Genomic DNA, 23,384 nt, shown 5'->3' with positions numbered 1-23,384 from the left:
TCAATTCATTGCAATACTTAAATAAAGCCTTACATGTGCTAACAATGACTGCATAAAGTGGCGCTTACTCACAGGCAGGTAACTAAACTCTAGCAGAATACTACATTTACTCCGCGGCTTTGACTTTACAATGCAAACTCTCCCTTTGACCGAAAATTTTAAAACTGTGTACCTCACAGCGGATACTTGAAATTTAGAATTTTGGTATGAATGACTCACTTTGAATTTTTGGAATCCATAGTGCCTGAAATGAAGGCACTAGATGATGAATGAATGCTCATGTTGAATTGCTGTAATGGTTAAATTTCTTCGCGTCAGTAAACTTGCCCTGTTGCTTGCCAGTTGCCTGTATTTATTCGGCTGCCAAAACTCGGATATTCCGCCTGTACCTGAACCACCAAAGGTACAGGCCAGTGCCAGCGAACCTGTAGATTTGACCCAAATGTGTGAAAACATTCAGCACAATATGCAGCAAATTGACAATACCCGTACCACGTTTGCGCTCGAACAAATTAATCAAGATTTAAAAGTCTGCCTACCCTTGCTGCCTTTGAATGAGCAATTAAATTTACTCAACCTTTCAACCCAAATGTATCAACGCTTTTTGCATGTGGAACGCAGCGCTACAGAACAAGCAGCTTTTGATCAACATGCTTTTGATCTGGCGCAGCATCCGACCATTCAGCAAAGTCATTTTGAAAACTTTGCTTCGCGCGATCAGTATTTATTGAAACATAAGGGTCAAGCCTATTTAGAGCTATACGATGCAGGTGAAGCACAGTTGGTTTATCGCCGTAGCCCGCAATATTTAGCCATTATTTTTGCCCCCTACATGCCCGATGCCGAGCAGAATTTTATTGAAAGAATGGCAAAAGACAATATGCAGCACAGCTTGCGTGATGGTGGACTCACCCTTGATGCTGCAGATTTGGCTGAACGCGCCTTATTTTGGGAAGATTACTTGAAACGTTATCCTAAAAGTCACTTTATACGGGATGCACGTTACCTAGCCGAAGTGTATGCCATGCTGCTGTTTAAAGGCACAATCAACAATCCTGTTTCTCAGGACTATGTCGATGAATCCAGTATCCAACCCGCCGTATTATTTGAAATTAAAAAACTGGCAAAGTTGCCAAAATCACCCTTAACCCAACAAGCGCGTAAATTCCTTGCTTTTTTACACATGAGCAGTGAACAACGACTCACTGAAATTGCAGTACAGCCCACTGCACGTGAACAGCGTGAATACGGTGATTATGCCTTGGTCCATGCACAGTTGAATCAATATTTAAATTTAAAAAACATTTCCATCCATACAAAACGTGATTGTTTTAGCGACGCCATTTGCATTTCTAGTTAATTGTCCAGAGTCGCTTAAGCCTCAAATACTTGTCATGAAGCGCCAGAGAATAAAAGCCACGTGAAGCCTGCTTTTATACCGACAACGTGCTACTATTTATACAGCTTGACGGAGCGCGAGTAATTCCTCGCTGAGATTGTGTCTATTCTTTGTTGCTTGCTCAATGGCCTGCAACACAGATTTAAACTCAAGTACCGTTGAACCTGATCAGGTTAAAACCTGCGTAGGAATCAAGCCACCTAAAAACCCCGCCACACGGTTAATGTTGAGCTGTAAAAGTTTCAACAACTGAATTGCAATGTTTTTGGTCGTGCTTGATTCGTTGATTTCATTCTTCAGGATCATTGCAATGAACCAATTAACGAATCTATCCCCTGCTGACATTTCTGCTCAACACGAGCAAGATGCCAAAGATTTAACCCGTATTTTGCCTGCATCAAAAAAAGTCTATGTTCAAGGCTCACGCCCAGACATTCAGGTACCAATGCGTGAAATTGAACTGACCGACACTCCAACAGGTTTAGGCGGTGAGCACAATCCACCGCTCATGGTGTATGACACTTCAGGTGTATATACCGATCCAAATGTTGAAATTGATCTAAACAAAGGCTTGCCAAACATCCGCGACAGCTGGATTGAAGAGCGCCAAGACACCGAAAAACTAGAAACCCTTAGCTCTGCATTTGGTCAAGAGCGTTTACGCGATATTCGGACTGCAGAGATTCGTTTTGCCCATATTCAAAAGCCGCGCCGTGCCAAAGCGGGTAAAAACGTCACCCAAATGCACTATGCTAAACAAGGCATCATCACTCCAGAAATGGAATATATCGCGATTCGTGAAAACCAACGCCAACGCGAAGGTGTCGATATGCGTCAACATCCAGGGCAAAATTTTGGGGCTAAAAACCTAACTGAAATCACGCCTGAATTTGTACGTCAGGAAGTGGCTGAAGGTCGTGCAATTATTCCTGCCAACATTAACCATCCAGAATGTGAACCCATGATTATTGGTCGCAACTTTTTGGTAAAAATCAATGCCAATATTGGCAACTCGGCACTGGGTTCAAGTATTGATGAAGAAGTCGCAAAAATGACTTGGGCGACCCGTTGGGGCGCAGATACCATCATGGACTTATCGACAGGTAAGAACATCCATGAAACCCGTGAATGGATCATCCGCAACTCACCTGTACCAATTGGTACTGTCCCTATTTATCAGGCCTTAGAAAAAGTAAACGGCGTTGCTGAAGACCTGACTTGGGAAATCTTTAAAGACACCCTGATTGAACAAGCTGAACAAGGGGTGGACTACTTCACCATTCATGCAGGGGTATTATTGCGTTATGTACCACTCACGGCCAATCGCTTAACAGGTATTGTATCACGAGGCGGTTCAATCATGGCGCAGTGGTGTTTGGCGCATCATGAAGAAAACTTCCTCTACACGCACTTTGATGAAATCTGCGAAATCATGAAAGCTTACGATGTATCGTTCAGCTTGGGTGATGGTTTACGTCCGGGGTGTATCCAGGATGCCAACGACGAAGCACAATTCAGCGAACTACGGACTTTGGGTGAATTGACTCATCGTGCTTGGGAACATGATGTTCAAGTGATGATTGAAGGCCCAGGGCACGTGCCAATGCACATGGTCAAAGAAAATATGGACTTGCAACTTGAAGTCTGTAAAGAAGCACCATTCTATACACTCGGCCCATTAACCACAGATATTGCACCGGGTTATGACCATATTACTTCTGCCATTGGTGCTGCGATGATTGGTTGGTACGGTACTGCGATGCTGTGCTATGTCACACCGAAAGAACACTTAGGTTTACCGAATAAAAAAGACGTCAAAGACGGCATCATCACCTATAAAATTGCAGCACATGCGGCTGACCTTGCCAAAGGGCATCCAGGCGCACAAGCACGTGACAATGCCTTATCTAAAGCACGCTTTGAATTCCGCTGGGAAGATCAGTTTAATCTGAGCCTTGACCCAGATACCGCACGCAGCATGCATGATGAAACCATGCCGAAAGAAGCGCACAAATCTGCACACTTTTGCTCAATGTGCGGACCAAAGTTCTGTTCAATGAAAATTACGCAAAACGTGAGAGATTATGCACAAAATCAAAATGCTGCGAACAAAGCCGAGCAAGTGGATGCAGAGGTCGAATCAGGTCTCAAAGCCATGAAAACCGCCTATCAGGAACATGGTCAAAAATTGTACCACAAGCTATAAATCGTTTAAAAAGCGTTTGTATTCAATAAAATCTCAGTTAGGATGAAATGATGCTTTGCTCATCCTGATGAGAGTTTATGAAGATTATTCAACAAGCAACTTATGGCCAACACGATGCACAGATTCACCAACGTGAATACATGTATCGTGGTTTTATTCAGGTTGAAAAAATAAGCCTGAGTCATCGCTTGTTTAATCAAACCACATATACCCCAGTCCTTCAGCGTGAACTCATTCAACGCCCCGAAGCGGCTGGGGTACTTATTTATGATGCGGCACAACAAAAATTTGCCCTGATTGAACAATTCCGCATTGGTGCAATTGATGATTGCGACTCGCCTTGGCAACTCGAAGTGATTGCAGGGGTGCTAGATGGTGATGAATCACCTGAAAGCTGTATTCGTCGTGAAGCTTTGGAAGAATCGGGCTGCGAGTTAAAAGAATTACAACATTTATTCAGTTTTTATCCATCTGCAGGGGCATGCGCAGAATTGTTCCACTTATATAGTGCGAACACCACCTTACCACAGGAAGGTGGCGTGTTTGGTATGCCTGATGAAGGAGAAAATATTCAATTACACATTATTGATTATCGGGAGATACCAAACTTGTTGACCAATGGTCGGCTAAAAAATGCACCTGTCATTATGGCATTGCAATGGTTACAACAACAAATTAAAACCGTAAAGGATGTCTAAGGGGTCAGGCATGACTTTATTCTCAAACAATCAGCAGCAATGCTGGACGATTGTACAAATTTCCGATACGCACCTCATGAATCAGGAAGATTTAGAGTTTGTGCATATGAATCCTGAACGTAGCTTTCATGCGGTGATGCACCATATTCAACAGCAATACCCACAGCTTGATGCTATTTTCCATACCGGCGATTTAGCACAAATACCCGTTACTGAAACCTATCAACGTTATTTGCAGTTTATGCAGACTTTAAATACACCGCATTTCCAGATTCCAGGCAATCATGATGATGAAACGGTTTTCCCATTCCATTTAGAGTCCAATCAAGTTCATGCGATTGAATTAGGCAATTGGAGTGTCATTTTATTGAATACTGCAGTTAAAGGTCGGATCGATGGTTGGATGGATGCAGCAGAATTACAACAGTTAGATCAGCTTTTACAGCAACATGCCCATCAGCAGGTGATTATTGCCTGTCATCACCATCCTTTTGATATGCAGTCCCACTGGATTGATCAGCATAAACTTAAAAATACTGAAGCCTTAATTGATGTATTGGCACGACACAACAACGTCAAATTGGTATTGTGCGGGCATGTGCATCAAGACTCACTTAATGAATGGCAAGGGATTCAGTTTTACTCTACACCTTCAACCTGCGTGCAATTTAAACCGCATAGCCAGCACTTTGCTCTTGGGCCTGAAGCACCAGGTTACCGTGTGTTACATTTGAATGCAGATGGCAGTTTTAGCACCCAAGTACATCGGGTTGAGCATGTCGTACAACAAATAAATTTTGAAATTTCAGGTTATTAACTTTTCATTTTATTTCTTTTGCTTTACTTTATGCCTTCAACGAAAAAATGCGATAACACATCCAAACATCAAAGACTATCCATAATCAAAAAAAGTCTATATGATGACGTCCCCCGAAGATCGAATATTGTTCTTTGGGAGTGGATAAAAACACTTGCATATCACCATATTTTTCGCGTATGAATCTTACGCATATGATGAGGAATGCCCTACATGGCGAATGACAACCAAAATCAAGTCTTGGACGAACAAACAGATCTTGTAGAAGAAAAAGCTACAAAACGCGTGCGTAAGGCGAAGCCAAAGGCTTTAGAGGGCGGTTCTACAGCTAGCTTATTTGGTATTGCACCTTATCAGCCGAAAAAAAATGAAGAATACATGTCTGAAGGACAACTCGAACATTTCCGTCAAATTCTCATGGCGTGGAAAGAAGAGTTAATGTCAGAAGTAGATCGTACACTCAACACCATGCAAGACGAAAATACAGCTTTGCCTGATGTGAATGACCGCGCGACACAAGAAGAAGAATTTGCGATTGAATTACGTACTCGTGACCGTGAACGTAAATTGATTCGTAAAATTGAACAATCTATTGAAGCGATTAAAAACGATGACTATGGTTTCTGTGAAACTTGCGGTATCGAAATCGGTTTGCGTCGCTTAGAAGCACGTCCAACGGCAACGCTATGTATTGACTGCAAAACTTTTGCAGAGATCAAAGAGAAGCAAAATAACGGTTAATTGTGACTGTTGAAAATTCCTTTGCGGAGCATCGTCGTCAGCGAGATCCTATTTCGCTGACGCGCTACTCAGGTCGGTTCGCACCATCGCCAACCGGCCCTTTGCATTTTGGCTCTCTCATTACTGCCGTTGCCAGTTATTGCGATGCCAAAGCTCAGCACGGCACTTGGTTGGTGCGTATTGAAGATACGGACATTCCACGTATTTACCCTGGTAGTGAAAGCCATATCTTGCGCTGCATAGATGCCTTTCAGTTTGAGCCCGATGCCGAAATTATTTTCCAGAAAGATCGCCTTGATCTCTATGCAGCCGTATTACAACAATTGCAGCAACGCGGCTTGGTCTATGCCTGTCAATGCACCCGTAAAATGCTTGGCTCCAATCATATTTATGCAGGGACTTGTCGCAATTTAGGCTTAGATTTTGCCAATCAAGCAATTCGAGTCAAAGTCACAGACCAAGAGATTTGCTTTCAAGACCGCTTGCAAGGCAAGCAGTGTTCCAAGCTTGCGCAGGACTTGGGCGATTTTGTCCTAAAACGGCGTGATGGCATTATCAATTATCAATTGGCAGTGGTGGTGGATGATTATCTACAAGGTATTACCCATGTGGTTCGTGGCGCAGATTTACTCGACAACACTGCACGACAAATCTATTTGGGACAACTGTTAGGCTACCCTAAACTTACATACACGCACCTGCCTTTAGCCATGAATGCGCAAGGGCAAAAACTGTCTAAACAGAACTTGGCACAAGCTTTAGATTTAAGCCAAGCTCCAAAGTTGCTACAGTCCGCTTTAACCGCCTTAAATCAGGTTGCTGTCGAATTAGATACACCTGCACGCATGCTCACACAAGCCATTCAACAATGGGATCTTTCACGTATTCCTGCGGGTACAGCTTTACACGGCTATTATTTATAAAACTTAAAACTCAGTTATGCTCAAATTGAAATGGATCATTTGAGATTGTGTCATGTTTTTTATTTTTGCTGTGGGACCGAAAACCAAAGTAGTCGAGAAAAAGCAATTTAACTGCCCCGTTTGCCGCATCTGTTGCAGCTATGAACTCAGACAGCAACGACAATATTTCTCCTTATTTTTTATTGCCTTGTTCCCTGTATCTAAACGGCAAAATACTATGGTCAAGTGTTTAAATTGTGGAACAGTCATGCCAAGCATGGTCTTGCACCATACTCAGCTAGAAGCGAAATAGAAAGATCAATTCTAGAAATTCGATTCCTCACGGCTTGGGTTAATCTCGTGCGTGCTGGCTTCAATTTTCAAAATCAAACTCACCATCACTGCACACATAATTAACGATGAACCACCATAACTAATAAAAGGCAGGGTCAAACCTTTGGTCGGCAACATACCCATGTTCATGCCTGCGTTCACCATAATCTGCAATAAAAAAATAATGCTGATGCCATAAGCCAAATACCCTGCACGTAAGTACTGGTTTTTTAGGGCACGATGACCAATTTTAATACAAGAAACCAGCATCGCAAAAGACAGGCTGATTACCACAAAAATACCCAAAAAGCCGAACTCTTCACCCAACACAGCCAACATAAAGTCTGTGTGCGCTTCTGGTAAATAGGACATTTTCTGAATACTGTGCCCTAAACCTACACCAACCCACTCACCACGACCAAATGCCATTAAAGCGTTAGATAACTGATAGCCAACACCCAAAGGGTCATTCCACGGGTTTGAGAACGACATTAAGCGTTCAAAGCGATACGGCTCGAACACCACTAAAAACACAAAGGCGGCAATAATTGCCCCGAAGGCAATCCCGAACTGAATTAACGGTGCACCTGCCAAAAAGAAGACGCCCAGCATGGTCAAGGCAATCACCACAGTAGCCCCTAAATCTGGCTCTGCAATCACCAAACCAACGGTCACGGCCATAATCACAGCAAGACGAATCAACCCTTTAATGTTATTACGCACTTCTTCGGCACGGCGTACCACATAGTCAGCGGTAAAAATAGCCATCATGACTTTGGCGACTTCAGAGGCTTGTAAGGTAAATCCTGCAACCCGAATCCAGCGTTTAGAGCCATTAACCTCAGTACCAACAACCAAAACTGCAATCAATAAGGCAATGGTGACAATCCACAGAAAAAAGGTATTGTTAAACCATGTATTCAGCGGCACTTTATACACAACAAAAGCAGCAACCAAGGCCACCACAATCGAAATACCATGGCGGAAAACATAGTGAAAAGCATTTTCATGCATACGCTCTGCATAGGGCATCGACGCCGATGCCACCATAATCGAGCCAATACATAACAATGCCAATACACTAAAAATCAGCACATTACGCACATTTATTTCCGCAGGCAGTTTTGGCAGCCAACGGTCATAGACCTGATTGAGTTTATTGATTGTTGTCTGAGCCAAGCCAGCCATATCTCATCCCTTATTGTTGTTATACCAGCGCGTTAACATAAGCAACGAACTTGTGACCACGTTCTGGATAGCCCGAGAACATATCAAAACTTGCGCATGCAGGTGACAATAGCACCACATCGTGCGCTTGTGTATGTTGTTGGCAGATTTCAACGGCTTGTTGCAAGGTATCTGCAGTTAAGAGTTGGGTTGTTCCGGCAACTGCTGTTTCAATTTTCGTGGCATCCTCACCAATCAACACCGCCAGTTTGGCATATTGTTGCAATGATTGACGTAGCGCAGTAAAGTCCTGCCCTTTTCCTTGCCCACCTAAAATAATCGCAACCTTGCCGCCTTGTGCCTGAATTGCTGCGCCCAAGCCATCTAAGGCCGCCAAAGTTGCACCAATATTGGTTCCTTTGGAGTCATTATAATAACGCACCCCATGTAATTCTTTGACGAATTCGCATCGATGCTCCAAACCTTTAAAGGTTTTCAACGTTTCCAGCATGCTGTGCATAGCTAAACCAATGGCTTCACCCAATGCCAAGCATGCTAATGCATTAGCAATATTGTGTGTACCTTGAATATACATCTCGGTACTTTTTAATAAACGCTCACGCCCACGTGCCAACCACATACTGCCATCATCATCTTTTAACAAGCCGTATTGATTTAAGTCAGGCGCATTTAAGCCAAAACTTTGCATAGAAGTTTGATCTGGCACTAACGGACGACTTAAAGCATCATCACGGTTAAACACCACTTTTTTCACACCCTGAAAAATACGATGTTTGGCTGTGTGATACCCCAGCATATCGCCATGACGGTCTAAATGGTCTTCACTCATGTTCAGCACCACCGCCACTTCTGCATTTAAATTTGAGGTGGTTTCTAGCTGAAAACTGGAAAGTTCTAAAATATACAGCTCAGGATTATCTTTGATCAGATCTAACGCAGGACGTCCCAAATTACCACCTACTGCGACTTTTTTGCCTGCCTGCTCTGCCATTAAACCAATGAGCGTGGTCACGGTACTTTTCGCATTAGACCCTGTAATTGCCACAATAGGTTTGTCGGTCGCACGACGTAAAATCTGAATTTCACTCACCACAGGAATTCCCTGTGCCATCGCCGCCTGAATTTCAGGGAGTTTTGGATCTAGCCCTGGGCTAATCACAATTTCTTCTGCAGACAGCAATAAATCCTGATCAAACTGACCAAAGCGGGTTTCCACTTCGGCAGGAATTTGGTCATGCCCTGGGGGTGTGGGACGAGAATCTGTCACAGCAACGCGGTAACCTTGATGATGTAAAAAATTAACAGCTGCAACACCAGAAATACCAAGTCCTGCAACGACTTTTAATCCACCACGTTGTATTAACATTTTTTCCCCATTTTGTGCGCTAATTTTAAAACAGACAAAATAGTAGCACTTTGCTGTTTTGAATGCTTTTTCTGTTTGCAGTTCCTGCAGTTTTTTTTGTGTCAGTGCGTAAAAAAACCGTCATATTGCTGACGGTTTTTAAAAAGAATATCACTACAGTGAATCAACTCTATTTCCACTTCACCGCTTGGACTTCAACTTTCTTTTCTGCGGGTTGATCTGAATGATCACAGCCACAACTACCACCACAACCTGCCGCTGCCGCAGGCTTCAACCACTTGGCCAAGCCATGCCAGCCTTTTTCAGTACAGAAATTGGACAGCTTTAGAAAAAATGCGCTAGAGGTTTGAGGAAAGACTTTTTTAAAGACCACCACAGCACTCCACAACACCAATGCAGCAACAATCAGAATTTCAATCATGTTTGTCTTCTCCTGTGAAGCCTAAAATAGCCTTAACTCAACAAATAAGATGCTGTTTGATAAGTTAAAAACGACATTAAATAAGCCAAACCAAATAAATACACCGTCATAAAACTGACTGTACGCCATGAACCTGTTTCACGCTTTACGGTGGCCAAAGTCGCCAAGCAATGCGGAGCATAAATAAACCACACCAATAACGCCAAACCCGTTGCCAATGACCAGCCCAGTTCGCCACCGCCACTAATTAAAGCGGCCAAACCTTCGGAAATAGCGTCTTCATCGACTGCAGATAAGGCATAGACTGTGCCTAAGGCAGCCACGACCACTTCACGCGCTGCCATAGCAGGAATCAAGGCAATCACGATCTGCCAGTTAAAGCCAACTGGAGCAAAAATCGGCTGTAATACATGCCCCAGCATCCCTGCAAAACTGTAGTCAATTGCAGGCAGGGGCGCACCTTCAGGCGGTTGCGGGAAGGTACACAAGAACCACAATAAAATCGACAGCGCAAAAATAATGCCACCGACACGCTTCAAGAAAATTTTGGCGCGATCCAGCAAACCAATCCACACGCTTTTTAGGTCTGGAAAACGGTAGCTTGGTAGTTCCATCAACAAGACATGCTCAGATTTATCTTTTTGCAAAAATTTAAGCACAAAAGATACGCCCAAGGCACTCACAATGCCCGCCATATACAGACCGAATAGCACTAGGCCTTGTAAATTAAACATACCCCAGACGATTTGATTGGGAATGAATGCAGCGATGAGCAAAGCATATACAGGTAAGCGCGCAGAACAAGTCATTAACGGCGCGACCATAATCGTAGTTAAACGATCACGTGGGTCGGCAATACTACGTGTTGCCATAATGCCTGGCACTGCACAAGCAAAACTAGACAGCAATGGAATAAAGGCACGACCACTCAAACCTGCGCTAAACATCAGTTTATCGAGCAAGAATGCTGCGCGTGGCAAATAGCCCGATTCTTCCAAAATTAAAATAAACAGGAACAGAATTAAAATTTGCGGCAAGAACACCACCACACCGCCTGCGCCTGCAATAATGCCATCCACAATCAAGCTGTTCAGTAAGGGATGGCTAATGTTTTCGCCAATCACTTCACCTAGCCAGCCAAAGAAGCTTTCAATACCATCCATAAATGGTGCAGCCCAAGAAAAAACAGCTTGGAATACCACGAACATCATCACTGCAAGGCTTACCAAGCCAAACACAGGATGTAGAAAAATTTTGTCTAAAAAGTCAGAGCGTTTGTCTTCTTCATCTACAAACTGCACCACATCATGCAAAATGGTTTGAATACGCTGATGCTGACTACCTGTTAAGCCTGTCAATTCTGTCTGCGGAACAGAAAATTTGCCCTGATCTAAGGCATGCATTAAGTTTTGAATACCTGAATCACGCACCGCAACGGTTTCCACCACAGGCACACCCAAACGCTCAGACAATTTTTGCGTATTAATTTGCATCCCGCGGCGGCGTGCTTCATCCATCATGTTGAGCACCAATAAAATTGGACGTCCCAACTCAATCATTTCAAGTACCAAACCTAAATGCAGTTTCAGGTTGGTCGCATCAACCACACACAAAAATGCATCTTGCTGACCTTCTTCAGCAATTTTGCCCTGAACCACATCGCGGGTAATGGCTTCATCTGGACTGGTGGCTTCTAGGCTGTATGTACCCGGTAAATCCAACACCCGCACCGCCTGCCCTGAAGGCAAGCTGAACTGACCCACTTTGCGCTCTACGGTAACACCCGCATAGTTTGCAACTTTTTGACGTGTCCCTGTCAAATGGTTAAATAAAGAAGTTTTACCGCAGTTTGGATTCCCTACAAGTGCGATACGTAAGGCATCGCTCATGCAGTTACTCCCTGCTCAATTTCTATGCGTTCAGCTTCTACTTTGCGCAAGGCAAAACGGGTAAATCCCACTTGAATTAAGATCGGATCTCCACCAAAAATACCTTTGGTAATTACCTGCACAGGCGTCCCAGGCACAAAGCCTAACGTTTCTAAGCGATTCGCAACCAAATCATTTAGGGATGTTGCACCATCGGCAGTCCGAAGTACCTGACGTATGATGGCTGTTTGTTTTGCTTTGAGTTCTGACAAACGCACCGTGAAATTCCTATACTATTTTGCCCATTATATACGCAAATGAGAACAATTAACAAATAAGGTCAACTTACATTTAAATGTTTTATATCACATCGACAGCCCTGCTGAATTGGATTACAGTAGAAAATAACGCTGCTTATTATCAAATTTCTCAATTAATTTTGTGATTTTGTCTGTGATGCCTATGCTGAACAAAAAACCTCGTATTCCTGCTGCAATACAAATTCCAGAAGCTTTGAGTTTTTTGGAAGGTTATCGCAACGATTTAATCGCACAAAGTGTTAGTCCGCATACCCGCAATGCCTATTTGTCCGATTTAATTCAATGCAGCGACTATGTCAGCAAACCCATGCCTGAATGGAATCATGACGATATTTCGGATGTACTCATCGAACTCACCAAACAACAAAAAAGCCCCCGCTCTATTGCACGCTGCCTGTCTGCGCTGCGTTCTTTTTATAAATTTTTAAGAGAACACAAACTACGTTCTGACAACCCTGTTGCTGCGCATAAAACTCCAAAATTAGGTCGTGCCTTACCCAAAGATTTATCGGAAGCCGATGTGGAAGCTTTAATTCACGCCCCAGATATCAACACCGCACTGGGATTACGAGATCGTGCCATGCTTGAAGTCTTATATGCTTGCGGTTTACGGGTGACGGAGTTGCTGAATTTACGTTTAGAATTGATCAACCTAAAACAAGGTTATTTACGAATTGTAGGTAAAGGCAATAAAGAGCGTTTGGTACCCATGGGGCAAGTCGCTTGTGAGTGGATAGAAAAATATTTAACTGAATCGCGCCCGCAGCTGTATAAAAGTGCCACCGATTATCTATTTTTAACGGTGCAAGGCGGCATCATGAGCCGACAAAATTTCTGGTATGCCATTAAACGCTATGCTCTGCAAGCAGGTATTCAGACCGAGTTATCGCCACACACATTAAGACATGCCTTTGCCACCCATTTACTCAATCATGGGGCAGATTTACGCGTGGTACAAATGCTACTTGGACACAGCGATTTATCCACCACACAAATTTATACCCACGTCGCACAAATCCGTATGCAGCAATTGCATGCCCAGCATCATCCACGGGCTTAAAACAAAAACAACGTAGAAGTATAGGGTCTACTGACACTTCATCTATGAACGCAAGCCATTTATGAAATGGCAACAGACCCTAACGATCACGAATATTTTTTGTTATGCTAACGCTCTATTTTTTATGCCAACAAGAAAGGGTTGTTTATGACACTTACCCGCTCGACACTTTTGATTGCCTGTTCACTGGCAAGTGCTTTTGCAATCACCGCATGTTCAAATGCAAACAACGAAGATAAAAAGCAAACCACGCTTACCGCCAGTGCCCCTGCAACGGGTGAAGCATCAACCCTAATTGAACGCAATACACAACAGCGTTTAAGCACGACCTTGCAACAACATTTTAAAACTGCAGGCATCAACGCCAAAATTACCGACATTAAAGCCACGGAAGTTCCAAATTTATTTTGGGTGAGTCTTGAAGGCATGTCATCGGTCTATGCCACCAGTGACGGCAAATACATTATTCAGGGCGATGTGATCCGTTTAGGTGACAAAGAACTGCATAACGTCAGTGAAAACCTGCAAGCAGGCGTGAACAAAAAAATCTTTGCTGAATTAAAGCAAGAAGATTTACTGGTCTTTCCTGCCAAAGGCAAAACCAAACACGTCATTTATGTATTTACAGATGTCAGCTGCCCATATTGCCATCGTCTGCATGAACAAATGGATGAAATGAACGGCAAAGGCATTGAAGTCCGTTATATTGCTTGGCCACGTGGCGAACAGCACATGCCGAACATGGAAGCGATCTGGTGTAGCGAAGACCGTCATGCAGCCTTTAATGCGGTCATGAATGGTGCATCAATTGCGCCTGCCAACTGTAAAAACCCTGTTCGTGCTCAATATCAATTGGGCTTAAATATGGGCGTAAATGGCACACCTGCAATTTATAATGCCGAAGGCGTATATTTAGGCGGCTATATGTCTACCGCTGAATTGATCAAGCGTTTAGACAACTAAAAATAGAGTTTCTGTGGATGCTGCATCATTGCAATACACCAAGATGCAGCATCTATAGAGCCATTATAAATAACGATTTCTTATGCGTTATTTTACTTTTTTTTATACTGTAAAGATAAGTGCGATCTGCCCTAGAGTCAGCGCGTTTTTTTAGCTATGATCTAGACTCGCTTAAAGTTGATTAATATGGAGTGTGACGTGAAACCAGTTCGTCTGGCAATCCTCGGTCTTGGTACTGTGGGTGGTGGTGCCCTTAAACTATTAAAAGAAAATGCTGCTGAGATTAGACGTCGCACCGGTCGTGAAATTGAAATCACCTATGTGGGAACACGTCGTCCGCGTCCAGACCTCAACTTGCCAGAATCTGTCAAGCAAAGTGATGACTTGATGGACATCGTACGTCAACCCGATGTAGACGTCGTGGTTGAAGTCATGGGCGGTATTCACCCTGCTTATGACGTGATCATGGAAGCCATGAAACACGGCAAACAGGTCGTGACAGCCAACAAAGCCCTACTTGCAGAACATGGTAATGAGCTATTTAAAGCGGCTGAAGACAATGCCGTACAAATTGCCTATGAAGCTGCGGTTGCGGGTGGCATTCCAATCATTAAAGTCATCCGTGAAGGTTTGGCTGCCAACAAAATTGAATGGTTGGCAGGCATCATCAACGGTACAGGTAACTTCATTTTAAGCGAAATGCGCGAAAAAGGTCGTGCCTTTGAAGATGTACTGAAAGAAGCACAAGAATTAGGCTATGCCGAAGCCGATCCGACTTTTGATGTAGAAGGTATTGATGCTGCACACAAACTGACCATTTTGGCTTCATGCGCATTTGGTATTCCGCTACAGTTTGACAAGGTCTTTACCGAAGGTATTGGCAAAGTTACCGCACAAGATGTGAAATATGCCGAAGAACTCGGTTTCCGCATTAAACACTTAGGGATTGCCCGTCGCACCGAAAAAGGTATTGAGCTGCGTGTTCACCCAACTTTAATTCCTGAAGAAGAATTAATTGCCAATGTTAACGGCGTAAAAAATGCGGTCTTGGTACAAGCCAATGCAGTTGGTCCAACGCTCTATTATGGCGCAGGTGCAGGTGCAGGCCCAACAGCCTCTGCTGTGGTTGCCGATGTCATTGATATTGTCCGTGACATTTCTTATACCGAAGATGGCGCTGGTACAATTCCACAATTGGCATTTGAAGCCTTAACCGACTTGCCAATTTTAAGCCGTGAAGAAATGACTACGGGTTACTACATTCGCATTAATGCCGAAGACCAAACTGGCGTACTTGCTGATGTGACCACTATTTTAAGCCGCGCGGGAATCAGTATTGATGCCATCATGCAGCAATCACGCTTAAAAGACCTTATTCCTATCGTGATTCTGACTGACCCAGTCCTAGAATCAAAAATGGATGAAGCGTTACAACAAATTCAAGCATTGCCAACCATTCATGGCGAAATTGTACGAATTCGTTTAGAATCGCTTGATAATTAATCGGGTGAAGGGGAGTATTTCCCCTTGCCAAGCTCTACACACAATTGGAACATCATCATGTCGAATGCCAATCGTTATACTGGTTTAGTTGACCGTTATCGTGACCGTTTACCAGTGTCTACAACCACACGTGCAATCTCTCTAGGCGAAGGAAACACGCCGCTGATTAAGCTTGAGAATATTCCACGCATTATTGGTAAAGATGTTGAAATTTATGTGAAGTATGAAGGCTTAAACCCGACAGGTTCATTTAAAGACCGTGGCATGACCATGGCAGTCACTAAAGCAGTTGAAGAAGGTTCAAAAGCCATTATCTGTGCATCGACAGGTAACACTTCTGCTGCTGCAGCGGCTTATGCTGCCCGTGCAGGTATCAAAGCATTCGTTTTAATTCCTGAAGGCAAAATTGCCATGGGTAAAATGGCGCAAGCGATGATGTACGGTGCCATCACCATGCAAATTCGCGGTAACTTTGACGATGGTATGCGTCTAGTCAAGGAAGTTGCCGACCAAGCACCTGTGACCATTGTGAACTCAATCAACCCTTACCGCCTACAAGGTCAAAAGACCATTGCGTATGAAATTGTAGATGAGTTAGGTCGTGCACCAGATTACCACTGCTTGCCTGTAGGTAACGCAGGAAACATTACTGCACACTGGATGGGTTATACCGAAGCGGTTGCCAACCAACCTGCCGATCAATTCGAGCAAGTGATCTATGACGCAGCAACGGATAAATTCACAGGTCCAAACCCTGAAGGTCGCCCAATCATGGTTGGTTATCAAGCGTCTGGCGCTGCGCCATTCTTACGTGGTGCGCCTGTAGAAAACCCTGAAACTGTTGCAACTGCAATTCGTATTGGTAATCCACAAAGCTGGAACCATGCTAAAGCCGTTGTACGCGATTCAGAAGGTTGGTTTGATGAGCTCACTGATGCTGAAATCTTAGAAGCACAACGTATGCTTTCAATGTATGAAGGCGTATTTGTTGAGCCTGCATCTGCTGCATCAATTGGTGGTGCAATGCGCGACATTAAAGCAGGTAAAATTAAAGAAGGTTCTGTGATCGTATGTACTGTAACAGGTAACGGTCTGAAAGATCCTGACACTGCCATGAAACAATGTGCAGATGCGGTGATGCTATCTATTGATGCTACCATGCAACAAGTAAAAGACTCGATTCTTTCAAATATGTAAAATTTGAAGTGTCGTAAAAAAAACCCTGCTTTGACAGGGTTTTTTCTTGTCTATTTTTTCTATTTAGATTTTTCAGCCTTCATTGTGAGCATCACACCACCCACCACCAAAGCTGAATGTTCGCTTAAATACGTTTAGGTAACTGACTTGCCCAGCTCATTAAGCGGGTTGCGTCATTGGTACGTGCTTGTGAAGTATCTGCACCTAAAAGCACCACTACCGCAGGACGGTTATTCAAAGTGGTATGCATCACCACACAACGCCCTGCTTCATTGATATAGCCTGTTTTAGACAGGTTGATATTCCAGCCACCATTACGCACCAGTGCATTGGTATTGTTAGATTTCAATACACGATAACCCAAGTTAAAGTCATAGCTTGGCGTGGTTGAAAATTGGCGAATCAAACCATATTGCGAAGCGGTGCTAACCAAAATACCCAAGTCACGCGCAGAAGAAACATTACGCGGGTCTAAGCCTGTTGCTTCGGTAAAGCGAGTAGAATGCATACCCAATTCACGCGCTTTAGCATTCATTGCGGCTACAAAGGCATTTTTCCCACCGGGATAAGTACGTGCTAACGCTGCAGCAGCAGGGTTTTCAGATTTCATTAATGCAAACAGTAATGCCTCAGCACGGTTTAACTTGTCACCTACACGTAAGGTTGAGCTTGAGTTTTTACCTGCCGCACCTGCAAAGTCAATCGATTGCAAAGTGATTTGTTCAGACATATTCAAACGTGCATCAGAGGTCACCACTGCAGTCATCACCTTAGTCACAGATGCAATCGGTAATGCCGCATTGGTATTTTTGCTATACAGCACTTCACCTGTTTGCGCATCCATCACCAAAGCTGCACGTGCATTAACTGACGGTTGGCTACTATAAGCAGACGTATCTAAAATACGGACTGTTTTCGGTGCAGCAGAAGCCGGTGCAACACCATTACTACTACGCACTGTCGTGGTAATTTTAGTTGAACCTGGTGGTGTAGGTTCAACATAGCTCTCTGGGCTAACCTGAGTACTCGCGCTGGTACTTTCTAGATCTCCATTTAAGAATTGATTGGCTTGCTCCGAAGACCAACTTAAGGTCGCCTGACCGTCGCTCCCAGAGGAAGGATTGATGACAAGTTCAGCAAAACTGACAGAACTTAGGCTGAACATCATAGATGCGACCAGCACATGCATTAACGACTTCTTAGAATTTTTCACGACTGCTTACTCAACTCAGGGAGGTAAGATACATTTGCGTATTACCTCAAATATGCCTTACATTTAAAAATACACCAATGAATCGTTTTTGACACCATATTGTGCAGAACTTTTCATTCTAGATTAAGAATAGCATTGCTAATTTTGTCGTTTCATTGCAAGCTAATTTTGCTTTATGTAACAAAAAAGATGATTTTTTCAAAGGGAGAGTGTAGGTGATCACAGTTTTAGTAGTCGACGATCATGAATTGGTACGTACTGGGATTTGCCGTATGCTCGAAGACCATGCCGATGTGCAGGTGATTGGACAAGCTGAATCGGGTGAAGAAGCAATTACTTTAGTGCGTCAGCATCATCCCAATGTGGTGTTGTTGGATGTGAACATGCCTGGAATTGGGGGTGTAGAAACCACACGTCGTCTGTTGCAAACTGCACCAGACACCAAAGTTTTGGCTGTGAGTGGTTTGGCAGAAGAACCTTACCCCTCTTTATTGCTGAAAGCAGGTGCAAAAGGCTATATCACCAAAGGCGCACCTGTCAGTGAAATGGTACGTGCCATAAAAAAAGTCATGCAGGGCGGTAAATACTTCAGTGCCGACATTGCCGAACAACTGGCAAGTTCATACTTATCTGACACACAACAATCGCCTTTTGATAGTCTTTCAGAACGTGAAATGCAAGTGGCGATGATGGTAGTGAACTGTATTAGCGCACAAGAAATTGCCGATAAGTTATTTGTCAGTGTAAAAACCGTGAATACCTATCGTTACCGTATTTTCGAAAAATTAAATATTGATAGTGATGTCAAACTGACCCACCTTGCCATTCGTTATGGACTGATTAAACCCTAAACGTTCAAGTATTTTCAACGCTGTTGATGCAAAGATAAGACCTTTACTATATGCCAGAATTAAAACAACATTCTGAGTTAAATCAGTATCATCTTGGCATGTGGTATGGAACTTACCGACTGCTGATTGCCTTTTGTTTGCTGCTGATTACCCTACTCACCTTTCAGCAGCTTGGCACACAATATCAGTACCCAGGTTTATATCTGTACACCTTGGTTTGTTATTTTATTTTTAACTGCTTGCAACTGATCAGCTATAAATACATTCCCTTTAAAATCACGCAACAACTGACCTTATTTTTTGCGGTTGATATTATCGCGCTGAGTACCCTGACTTTTGCCAGTGATGGACCCAATTTATATTTAAGCCTGCTATTTGTGATCACAATTTTTGCGGCTTCACTCTTGCTAGAAAAGCGTAAAGCTTTAGCAATTACCCTAATCGCGATGATTATGGTGATTTATCAACACTTTGTTGGGAGTTTGCTGGAATTTTCATCACTCAATAATATTAGTCAAAGTGCGCTTTTGGCATTTTTATTTGGGGTGGTTTATGGCAGCGGACGTATTGCTGTACGACGTTTCCAAATTTTAGAAAATCTAAACTTTTCACAGTCTTTGGAATTAAACCGCCTACAAAATATCAACCGTTATATTTTAGAACAAACCGAAATGGGCTATTTGGTTTTAGATGAAAATTGTCATGTCGTCCTTAGCAACCCTGCCGCCTGTCATTTGCTTGGAATTCATCCCAAATATGCACACGCGACTTACCCATTGTATAAAATTCAACCCGATTTATTTGATCTGTTCAAATTTGATCAGTTGCAGGATGGAGAAAAGTTTCAATTCGAATCACAACTCAGCAATTTTCATGTGCACATTCAGGTCCAAAAACTCAGAGTGCCACATCAAACACTGACTTTATTGGCGCTGCAGGATGGACGTAAAATTAATCAACAAGTTCAACAACTCAAATTAGCCGCCTTAGGACAACTCTCTGCCAGTATTGCGCATGAAATTCGCAATCCTTTGGCAGCGATTGTACAAGCCAATAATTTATTTAAAGGCAGTGACGTTGCCCAGCAACAATTGCTGTCCGACATGATCAGCAAACAGGCGACACGAATTGATAAAATTATTTGTGATACGCTGAGCATGGTCAAAAACAAACAAACTACGCCTGTCCCGATTCAGCTCAATCATTTTTTGCCGCAATTCATTCAGGAAGATTTACCTGATGCAGCGAGTCAAATTCAACTTACACTGACCGAACAACTGAGCATTCTGTTTGATGAATCACAGTTTCGCCAAGTGCTGATTAACCTGATTCGTAACGCCATTCGACACAATGCTGCACAGCAGCCCATTGAGATTACGGTCTACCCGCAAACAACTTATATTTATATTGATGTGCGGGATTTTGGTGCAGGTGTCGCCAGTCAAGATCTCCTCTATCTGTTCCAGCCATTTTTCAGTACCGAAATCAATGGAACTGGTTTAGGATTGTATCTATCGCATAGTTTTTGCGAGGCGAATCAAGCCAAGCTGAGCTATGTAGAACAAGAACAAGGCGCATGTTTCAGGATGAAATGTCTACGTGCCATTGAATAAACGCGATTGATATTGGATCAATCTTGTTGCTGTGGTTTTGATTTAATTTTGTGTGGTTTTGGGGAAAATATGCACGCTGTTCAACCTTTGGTTTTATTGGTCGATGACGAAGAAGACCTTTGTACCCTCATGCAGATGACTTTGGCACGTATGGGGATTCAAACCCATGTCGCGTATCGTTTAGCACAAGCCAAGCAATTATTGGCAGAACATCAGTACGATGCTTGCTTAACCGATTTAAACCTGCCCGATGGCAATGGCTTACAACTGGTGGAATGGATTTCCGAACAATATCCGAATGTGCCTGTTGCCGTATTGACCGCTTACGGCAATATGGATATTGCGATTGCTGCTTTAAAAGCAGGTGCATTTGACTTTGTCAGCAAGCCTGTCAATCAAATACATTTACAGCAACTCCTTGAAAAAGCACTGAATAAACCTTTCGACACCACCGATCATCACAGCCAAGATCAGCTTGAATATAAAATGTTGATTGGGCAATCTTTGCCTATTCAGCAATTGCGCAGCACCATCAAAAAAATTGCGCGCTCGCAAGCGCCTGTATTTATTACAGGCGAATCAGGTACGGGGAAAGAAGTTGTCGCCAATTTGGTTCACCGTTTAAGTAACCGCAACGAAGGACCATTTATTGCAATTAACTGTGGTGCAATCCCCACCGAACTCATGGAAAGCGAGCTATTTGGACACAAAAAAGGTAGCTTTACAGGAGCGACTCAAGACAAACAAGGTCTGATTCAATCTGCACATGGTGGCAGCTTATTTTTAGATGAAATTGCCGAACTGCCACTGAGCATGCAAGTCAAACTGCTGCGTGCCGTTCAGGAAAAGCGCATCCGTCCTGTGGGTTCAGATAGTGAAATTGATGTCGATTTTCGTGTGATCAGCGCCAGTCATCAGGACTTAGAAAGTTTGGTTCAGCAAGGACGTTTCCGTCAGGATTTATTCTTCCGTATTCACGTGATGGATTTGGTCTTGCCTGCCTTGCGTGAACGTGGACAAGATATTCTGTTATTGGCAGACCACTTCATTCAAAAAGTTGCACAAGAATGGGACATTCCTGCCAAACAACTGACACCTCGTGCCCAGCAATTTTTATTAGAACAGTACTATCCGGGTAATGTGCGTGAGTTACGCAATATTATTGAACGTGCCATTACCCTGAGTGATGATGATGTTATTGATCTCAAACACTTACAAACCGCACCCTTGCGCCAATTCAGTATGAGCAATACAGCAACCACTGAATCACAACCTACAGCAGAAACACCACAGCAGATCGTGACAGATGTATTGCTGACAGGACGCAAACTGCCTGAAGAAGGTTTAGAAGCCTACTTGGAAAAAGTAGAAAAAGACATTTTACTGAATGCGCTGCACCTGACCCACTGGAACCGTACGTTGGCAGCAAAAAAATTGGGCATGTCTTTCCGTTCTTTGCGCTATCGTCTGAAAAAGTTTGGATTAGATACTGAAGATGAGTAAACGCTAAACAATGAAGACTGTCTAAAAATACGTGTTACTCAGATGAGACTTAACGGCGGCTCAGCAGTAAATCTGCCACATGCTCAAGATAAGCCTCTTCTTTCATTTCAGGACTTTGAATATATTGCTGATTCGGCTGAATCCCAACCCCTTCAATCATTTGCTCGCGTGGGGTGTAATAATGCGAAACCGTCATTTGTAAGGCAGCACCATCGCTAAGTGGGAACAGTTTTTGCACCACCCCCTTGCCATAACTTTTTTCGCCCATCACCCAAGCGCGTGAATGGTCTTTTAAAGCACCGGTAAAGACTTCTGCCGCAGATGCAGAGCGATGATTAATCAGTACTCCGACTTTTAAATTTTGAAATTCAAAGCTAGGTAACGCCTGAAATTGTTGATCGCCTTCAGAACGACTTTTGGTCGATACAATCACACCCTGATTTAAAAATAAATCGGCAGATTCCACCGCAGCAGACAGTAAGCCTCCTGGGTTATTACGCAGATCAATCAATACGGCTTTTAAGCGTGGCGTGCTATGTTCTTCAATTAAGCGTTTAATTTCATTGGCGGTGTCTTGCTGAAACACACGTACTTTTAACAACAAGACCTGATTAGAAAGCATCTGCGCCTGAATATCGGTTTCTACTTTTTTGTTGCGTACCAACATAATTTCAGGCTGATTGGCTGCACGTTGTACGCTTACAGTCGATCCCACTGAGCCTGTGAGCAGGTTATTGACCTGATCTGCACTCAGCTTTTTCAGTTCTTGGTTATCAATTTTAAACAGGCTGTCGCCATTTTTCAGCCCTTGTTTAGCCGAGTCGGCATTGCTACTTAAATTTTGAATCACCCAATGTTGCTGGGTGGCATCATAGCGCAAAGTAAAATCAACCGAGGCCAAATCGCCTTCGGTATATTGTAAAAGCTGTTTATATTCTTCGGCAGTTAGATAACGTGAATAACGATCTAAACCACTCACTAAGCCACGAATGGCTTGCTGAAACAAAGCATCATCACTTTTTTCAGTCACATAGTTGTCTTTGACAATGCCATAAATTTGAACAAATTCCTGTATCGACTCTACAGGCACATCCATATAGTCTTGTTGTAGTGTAGGGCCATCTAACTCCAAATCTGGTGCAGCCCAAACACTCGAATGACTGGCACACAACACGCTTGCCAACACAACCGCATAAATTTTGTGAGCCGCCATTCCATCACC

22 protein-coding genes and 1 riboswitch are annotated in these 23,384 nt (G+C 43.3%); of the genes, 14 read left to right on the top strand and 8 right to left on the bottom strand.

Annotated elements, in window-relative coordinates:
* Positions 1 to 295: 295 nt before the first annotated feature.
* Complete coding sequence (locus AC0T5Z_RS01585) at positions 296 to 1,360, top strand: hypothetical protein (RefSeq protein WP_435337136.1); 1,065 nt, start codon at positions 296 to 298, stop codon at positions 1,358 to 1,360.
* 99 nt (positions 1,361 to 1,459) lie between these two features.
* A riboswitch (TPP riboswitch) is annotated at positions 1,460 to 1,607 on the top strand.
* On the opposite strand, the gene AC0T5Z_RS01580 is transcribed toward AC0T5Z_RS01585, so the two are convergent.
* The gene (locus AC0T5Z_RS01580) at positions 1,568 to 1,705 is read right to left on the bottom strand and encodes a hypothetical protein (RefSeq protein WP_291337800.1); all 138 of its coding nucleotides are present in this window, start codon (positions 1,703 to 1,705) and stop codon (positions 1,568 to 1,570) included. It overlaps the preceding riboswitch by 40 nt.
* A gap of 4 nt (positions 1,706 to 1,709) precedes the next feature.
* Between AC0T5Z_RS01580 and thiC the strand changes: the two genes are divergently transcribed.
* From thiC to AC0T5Z_RS01550, 6 genes are all read left to right on the top strand, one after another.
* Positions 1,710 to 3,605 (top strand): phosphomethylpyrimidine synthase ThiC, encoded by a 1,896-nt coding sequence (gene thiC / locus AC0T5Z_RS01575; RefSeq protein WP_291337801.1) that lies wholly within the window; start codon positions 1,710 to 1,712, stop codon positions 3,603 to 3,605.
* Between the two features lie 77 nt (positions 3,606 to 3,682).
* Complete coding sequence (locus tag AC0T5Z_RS01570) at positions 3,683 to 4,303, top strand: NUDIX domain-containing protein (protein WP_291337802.1); 621 nt, start codon at positions 3,683 to 3,685, stop codon at positions 4,301 to 4,303.
* Positions 4,304 to 4,313: 10 nt separating this feature from the next.
* Positions 4,314 to 5,120 carry a 3',5'-cyclic-AMP phosphodiesterase gene (gene cpdA / locus AC0T5Z_RS01565; RefSeq protein ID WP_291337803.1) on the top strand — a complete coding sequence of 269 codons (807 nt, stop codon included), beginning with the start codon at positions 4,314 to 4,316 and terminating at the stop codon, positions 5,118 to 5,120.
* A 213-nt stretch (positions 5,121 to 5,333) separates the two neighbouring features.
* Positions 5,334 to 5,861: an RNA polymerase-binding protein DksA gene (dksA, locus tag AC0T5Z_RS01560; protein ID WP_435337135.1), complete on the top strand. Its 528-nt coding sequence runs from the start codon at positions 5,334 to 5,336 to the stop codon at positions 5,859 to 5,861.
* A 2-nt stretch (positions 5,862 to 5,863) separates the two neighbouring features.
* Positions 5,864 to 6,784, top strand: a complete 921-nt coding sequence (gluQRS, locus tag AC0T5Z_RS01555) for a tRNA glutamyl-Q(34) synthetase GluQRS (protein ID WP_435337134.1) — start codon at positions 5,864 to 5,866, stop codon at positions 6,782 to 6,784.
* A gap of 52 nt (positions 6,785 to 6,836) precedes the next feature.
* Positions 6,837 to 7,076: a zinc-ribbon domain-containing protein gene (locus AC0T5Z_RS01550; protein ID WP_291340691.1), complete on the top strand. Its 240-nt coding sequence runs from the start codon at positions 6,837 to 6,839 to the stop codon at positions 7,074 to 7,076.
* Between the two features lie 11 nt (positions 7,077 to 7,087).
* On the opposite strand, the gene ftsW is transcribed toward AC0T5Z_RS01550, so the two are convergent.
* The 5 genes from ftsW to AC0T5Z_RS01525 all read right to left on the bottom strand — a co-directional run bounded on the left by ftsW (position 7,088) and on the right by AC0T5Z_RS01525 (position 12,217).
* Positions 7,088 to 8,284 (bottom strand): putative lipid II flippase FtsW, encoded by a 1,197-nt coding sequence (gene ftsW, locus AC0T5Z_RS01545; RefSeq protein WP_435337133.1) that lies wholly within the window; start codon positions 8,282 to 8,284, stop codon positions 7,088 to 7,090.
* 19 nt (positions 8,285 to 8,303) lie between these two features.
* Positions 8,304 to 9,650 carry a UDP-N-acetylmuramoyl-L-alanine--D-glutamate ligase gene (gene murD / locus AC0T5Z_RS01540; protein WP_291340694.1) on the bottom strand — a complete coding sequence of 449 codons (1,347 nt, stop codon included), beginning with the start codon at positions 9,648 to 9,650 and terminating at the stop codon, positions 8,304 to 8,306.
* A 169-nt stretch (positions 9,651 to 9,819) separates the two neighbouring features.
* The gene (locus tag AC0T5Z_RS01535) at positions 9,820 to 10,071 is read right to left on the bottom strand and encodes a DUF6587 family protein (protein ID WP_291340696.1); all 252 of its coding nucleotides are present in this window, start codon (positions 10,069 to 10,071) and stop codon (positions 9,820 to 9,822) included.
* Between the two features lie 32 nt (positions 10,072 to 10,103).
* Positions 10,104 to 11,960: a ferrous iron transporter B gene (gene feoB / locus AC0T5Z_RS01530; RefSeq protein WP_435337132.1), complete on the bottom strand. Its 1,857-nt coding sequence runs from the start codon at positions 11,958 to 11,960 to the stop codon at positions 10,104 to 10,106.
* The gene (locus AC0T5Z_RS01525) at positions 11,957 to 12,217 is read right to left on the bottom strand and encodes a FeoA family protein (protein WP_291340700.1); all 261 of its coding nucleotides are present in this window, start codon (positions 12,215 to 12,217) and stop codon (positions 11,957 to 11,959) included. The genes feoB and AC0T5Z_RS01525 overlap by 4 nt, the downstream gene beginning before the upstream one ends.
* 184 nt (positions 12,218 to 12,401) lie before the next feature.
* Here AC0T5Z_RS01525 and xerD point away from each other — a divergent pair, with 184 nt between their 5' ends.
* The 4 genes from xerD (at position 12,402) to thrC (ending at position 16,982) form a co-directional block, all read left to right on the top strand.
* A complete protein-coding gene (xerD, locus tag AC0T5Z_RS01520) occupies positions 12,402 to 13,319 on the top strand; it encodes a site-specific tyrosine recombinase XerD (protein ID WP_291340702.1) in 918 nt (305 codons plus the stop codon).
* A 147-nt stretch (positions 13,320 to 13,466) separates the two neighbouring features.
* A complete protein-coding gene (locus AC0T5Z_RS01515; RefSeq protein ID WP_291340704.1) occupies positions 13,467 to 14,282 on the top strand; it encodes a DsbC family protein in 816 nt (271 codons plus the stop codon).
* A gap of 198 nt (positions 14,283 to 14,480) precedes the next feature.
* Positions 14,481 to 15,785 (top strand): homoserine dehydrogenase, encoded by a 1,305-nt coding sequence (locus tag AC0T5Z_RS01510; protein ID WP_291340706.1) that lies wholly within the window; start codon positions 14,481 to 14,483, stop codon positions 15,783 to 15,785.
* A gap of 57 nt (positions 15,786 to 15,842) precedes the next feature.
* Positions 15,843 to 16,982 carry a threonine synthase gene (gene thrC, locus AC0T5Z_RS01505; protein ID WP_291340708.1) on the top strand — a complete coding sequence of 380 codons (1,140 nt, stop codon included), beginning with the start codon at positions 15,843 to 15,845 and terminating at the stop codon, positions 16,980 to 16,982.
* A 124-nt stretch (positions 16,983 to 17,106) separates the two neighbouring features.
* Here the strand turns inward: thrC and AC0T5Z_RS01500 are convergent, their stop codons facing one another.
* A complete protein-coding gene (locus tag AC0T5Z_RS01500; RefSeq protein WP_435337131.1) occupies positions 17,107 to 18,195 on the bottom strand; it encodes a serine hydrolase family protein in 1,089 nt (362 codons plus the stop codon).
* 215 nt (positions 18,196 to 18,410) lie between these two features.
* On the opposite strand from AC0T5Z_RS01500, the gene gacA reads away from it, so the two are divergent.
* The 3 genes from gacA to AC0T5Z_RS01485 all read left to right on the top strand — a co-directional run bounded on the left by gacA (position 18,411) and on the right by AC0T5Z_RS01485 (position 22,162).
* Positions 18,411 to 19,046, top strand: coding sequence for a response regulator transcription factor GacA (gene gacA, locus AC0T5Z_RS01495; protein ID WP_004975702.1), 636 nt, complete (start codon positions 18,411 to 18,413; stop codon positions 19,044 to 19,046).
* Between the two features lie 50 nt (positions 19,047 to 19,096).
* The gene (locus AC0T5Z_RS01490) at positions 19,097 to 20,659 is read left to right on the top strand and encodes a sensor histidine kinase (protein ID WP_291340713.1); all 1,563 of its coding nucleotides are present in this window, start codon (positions 19,097 to 19,099) and stop codon (positions 20,657 to 20,659) included.
* 69 nt (positions 20,660 to 20,728) lie between these two features.
* Positions 20,729 to 22,162, top strand: coding sequence for a sigma-54-dependent transcriptional regulator (locus AC0T5Z_RS01485; protein WP_004975695.1), 1,434 nt, complete (start codon positions 20,729 to 20,731; stop codon positions 22,160 to 22,162).
* Positions 22,163 to 22,211: 49 nt separating this feature from the next.
* Here the strand turns inward: AC0T5Z_RS01485 and AC0T5Z_RS01480 are convergent, their stop codons facing one another.
* A complete protein-coding gene (locus AC0T5Z_RS01480; RefSeq protein WP_435337130.1) occupies positions 22,212 to 23,375 on the bottom strand; it encodes a S41 family peptidase in 1,164 nt (387 codons plus the stop codon).
* Positions 23,376 to 23,384: the final 9 nt, after the last annotated feature.

This window comes from Acinetobacter pengchengensis (assembly GCF_982235305.1).
Note: the sequence above shows the minus strand (reverse complement) of the source record. Positions and strands in the feature narration are given on the sequence as shown.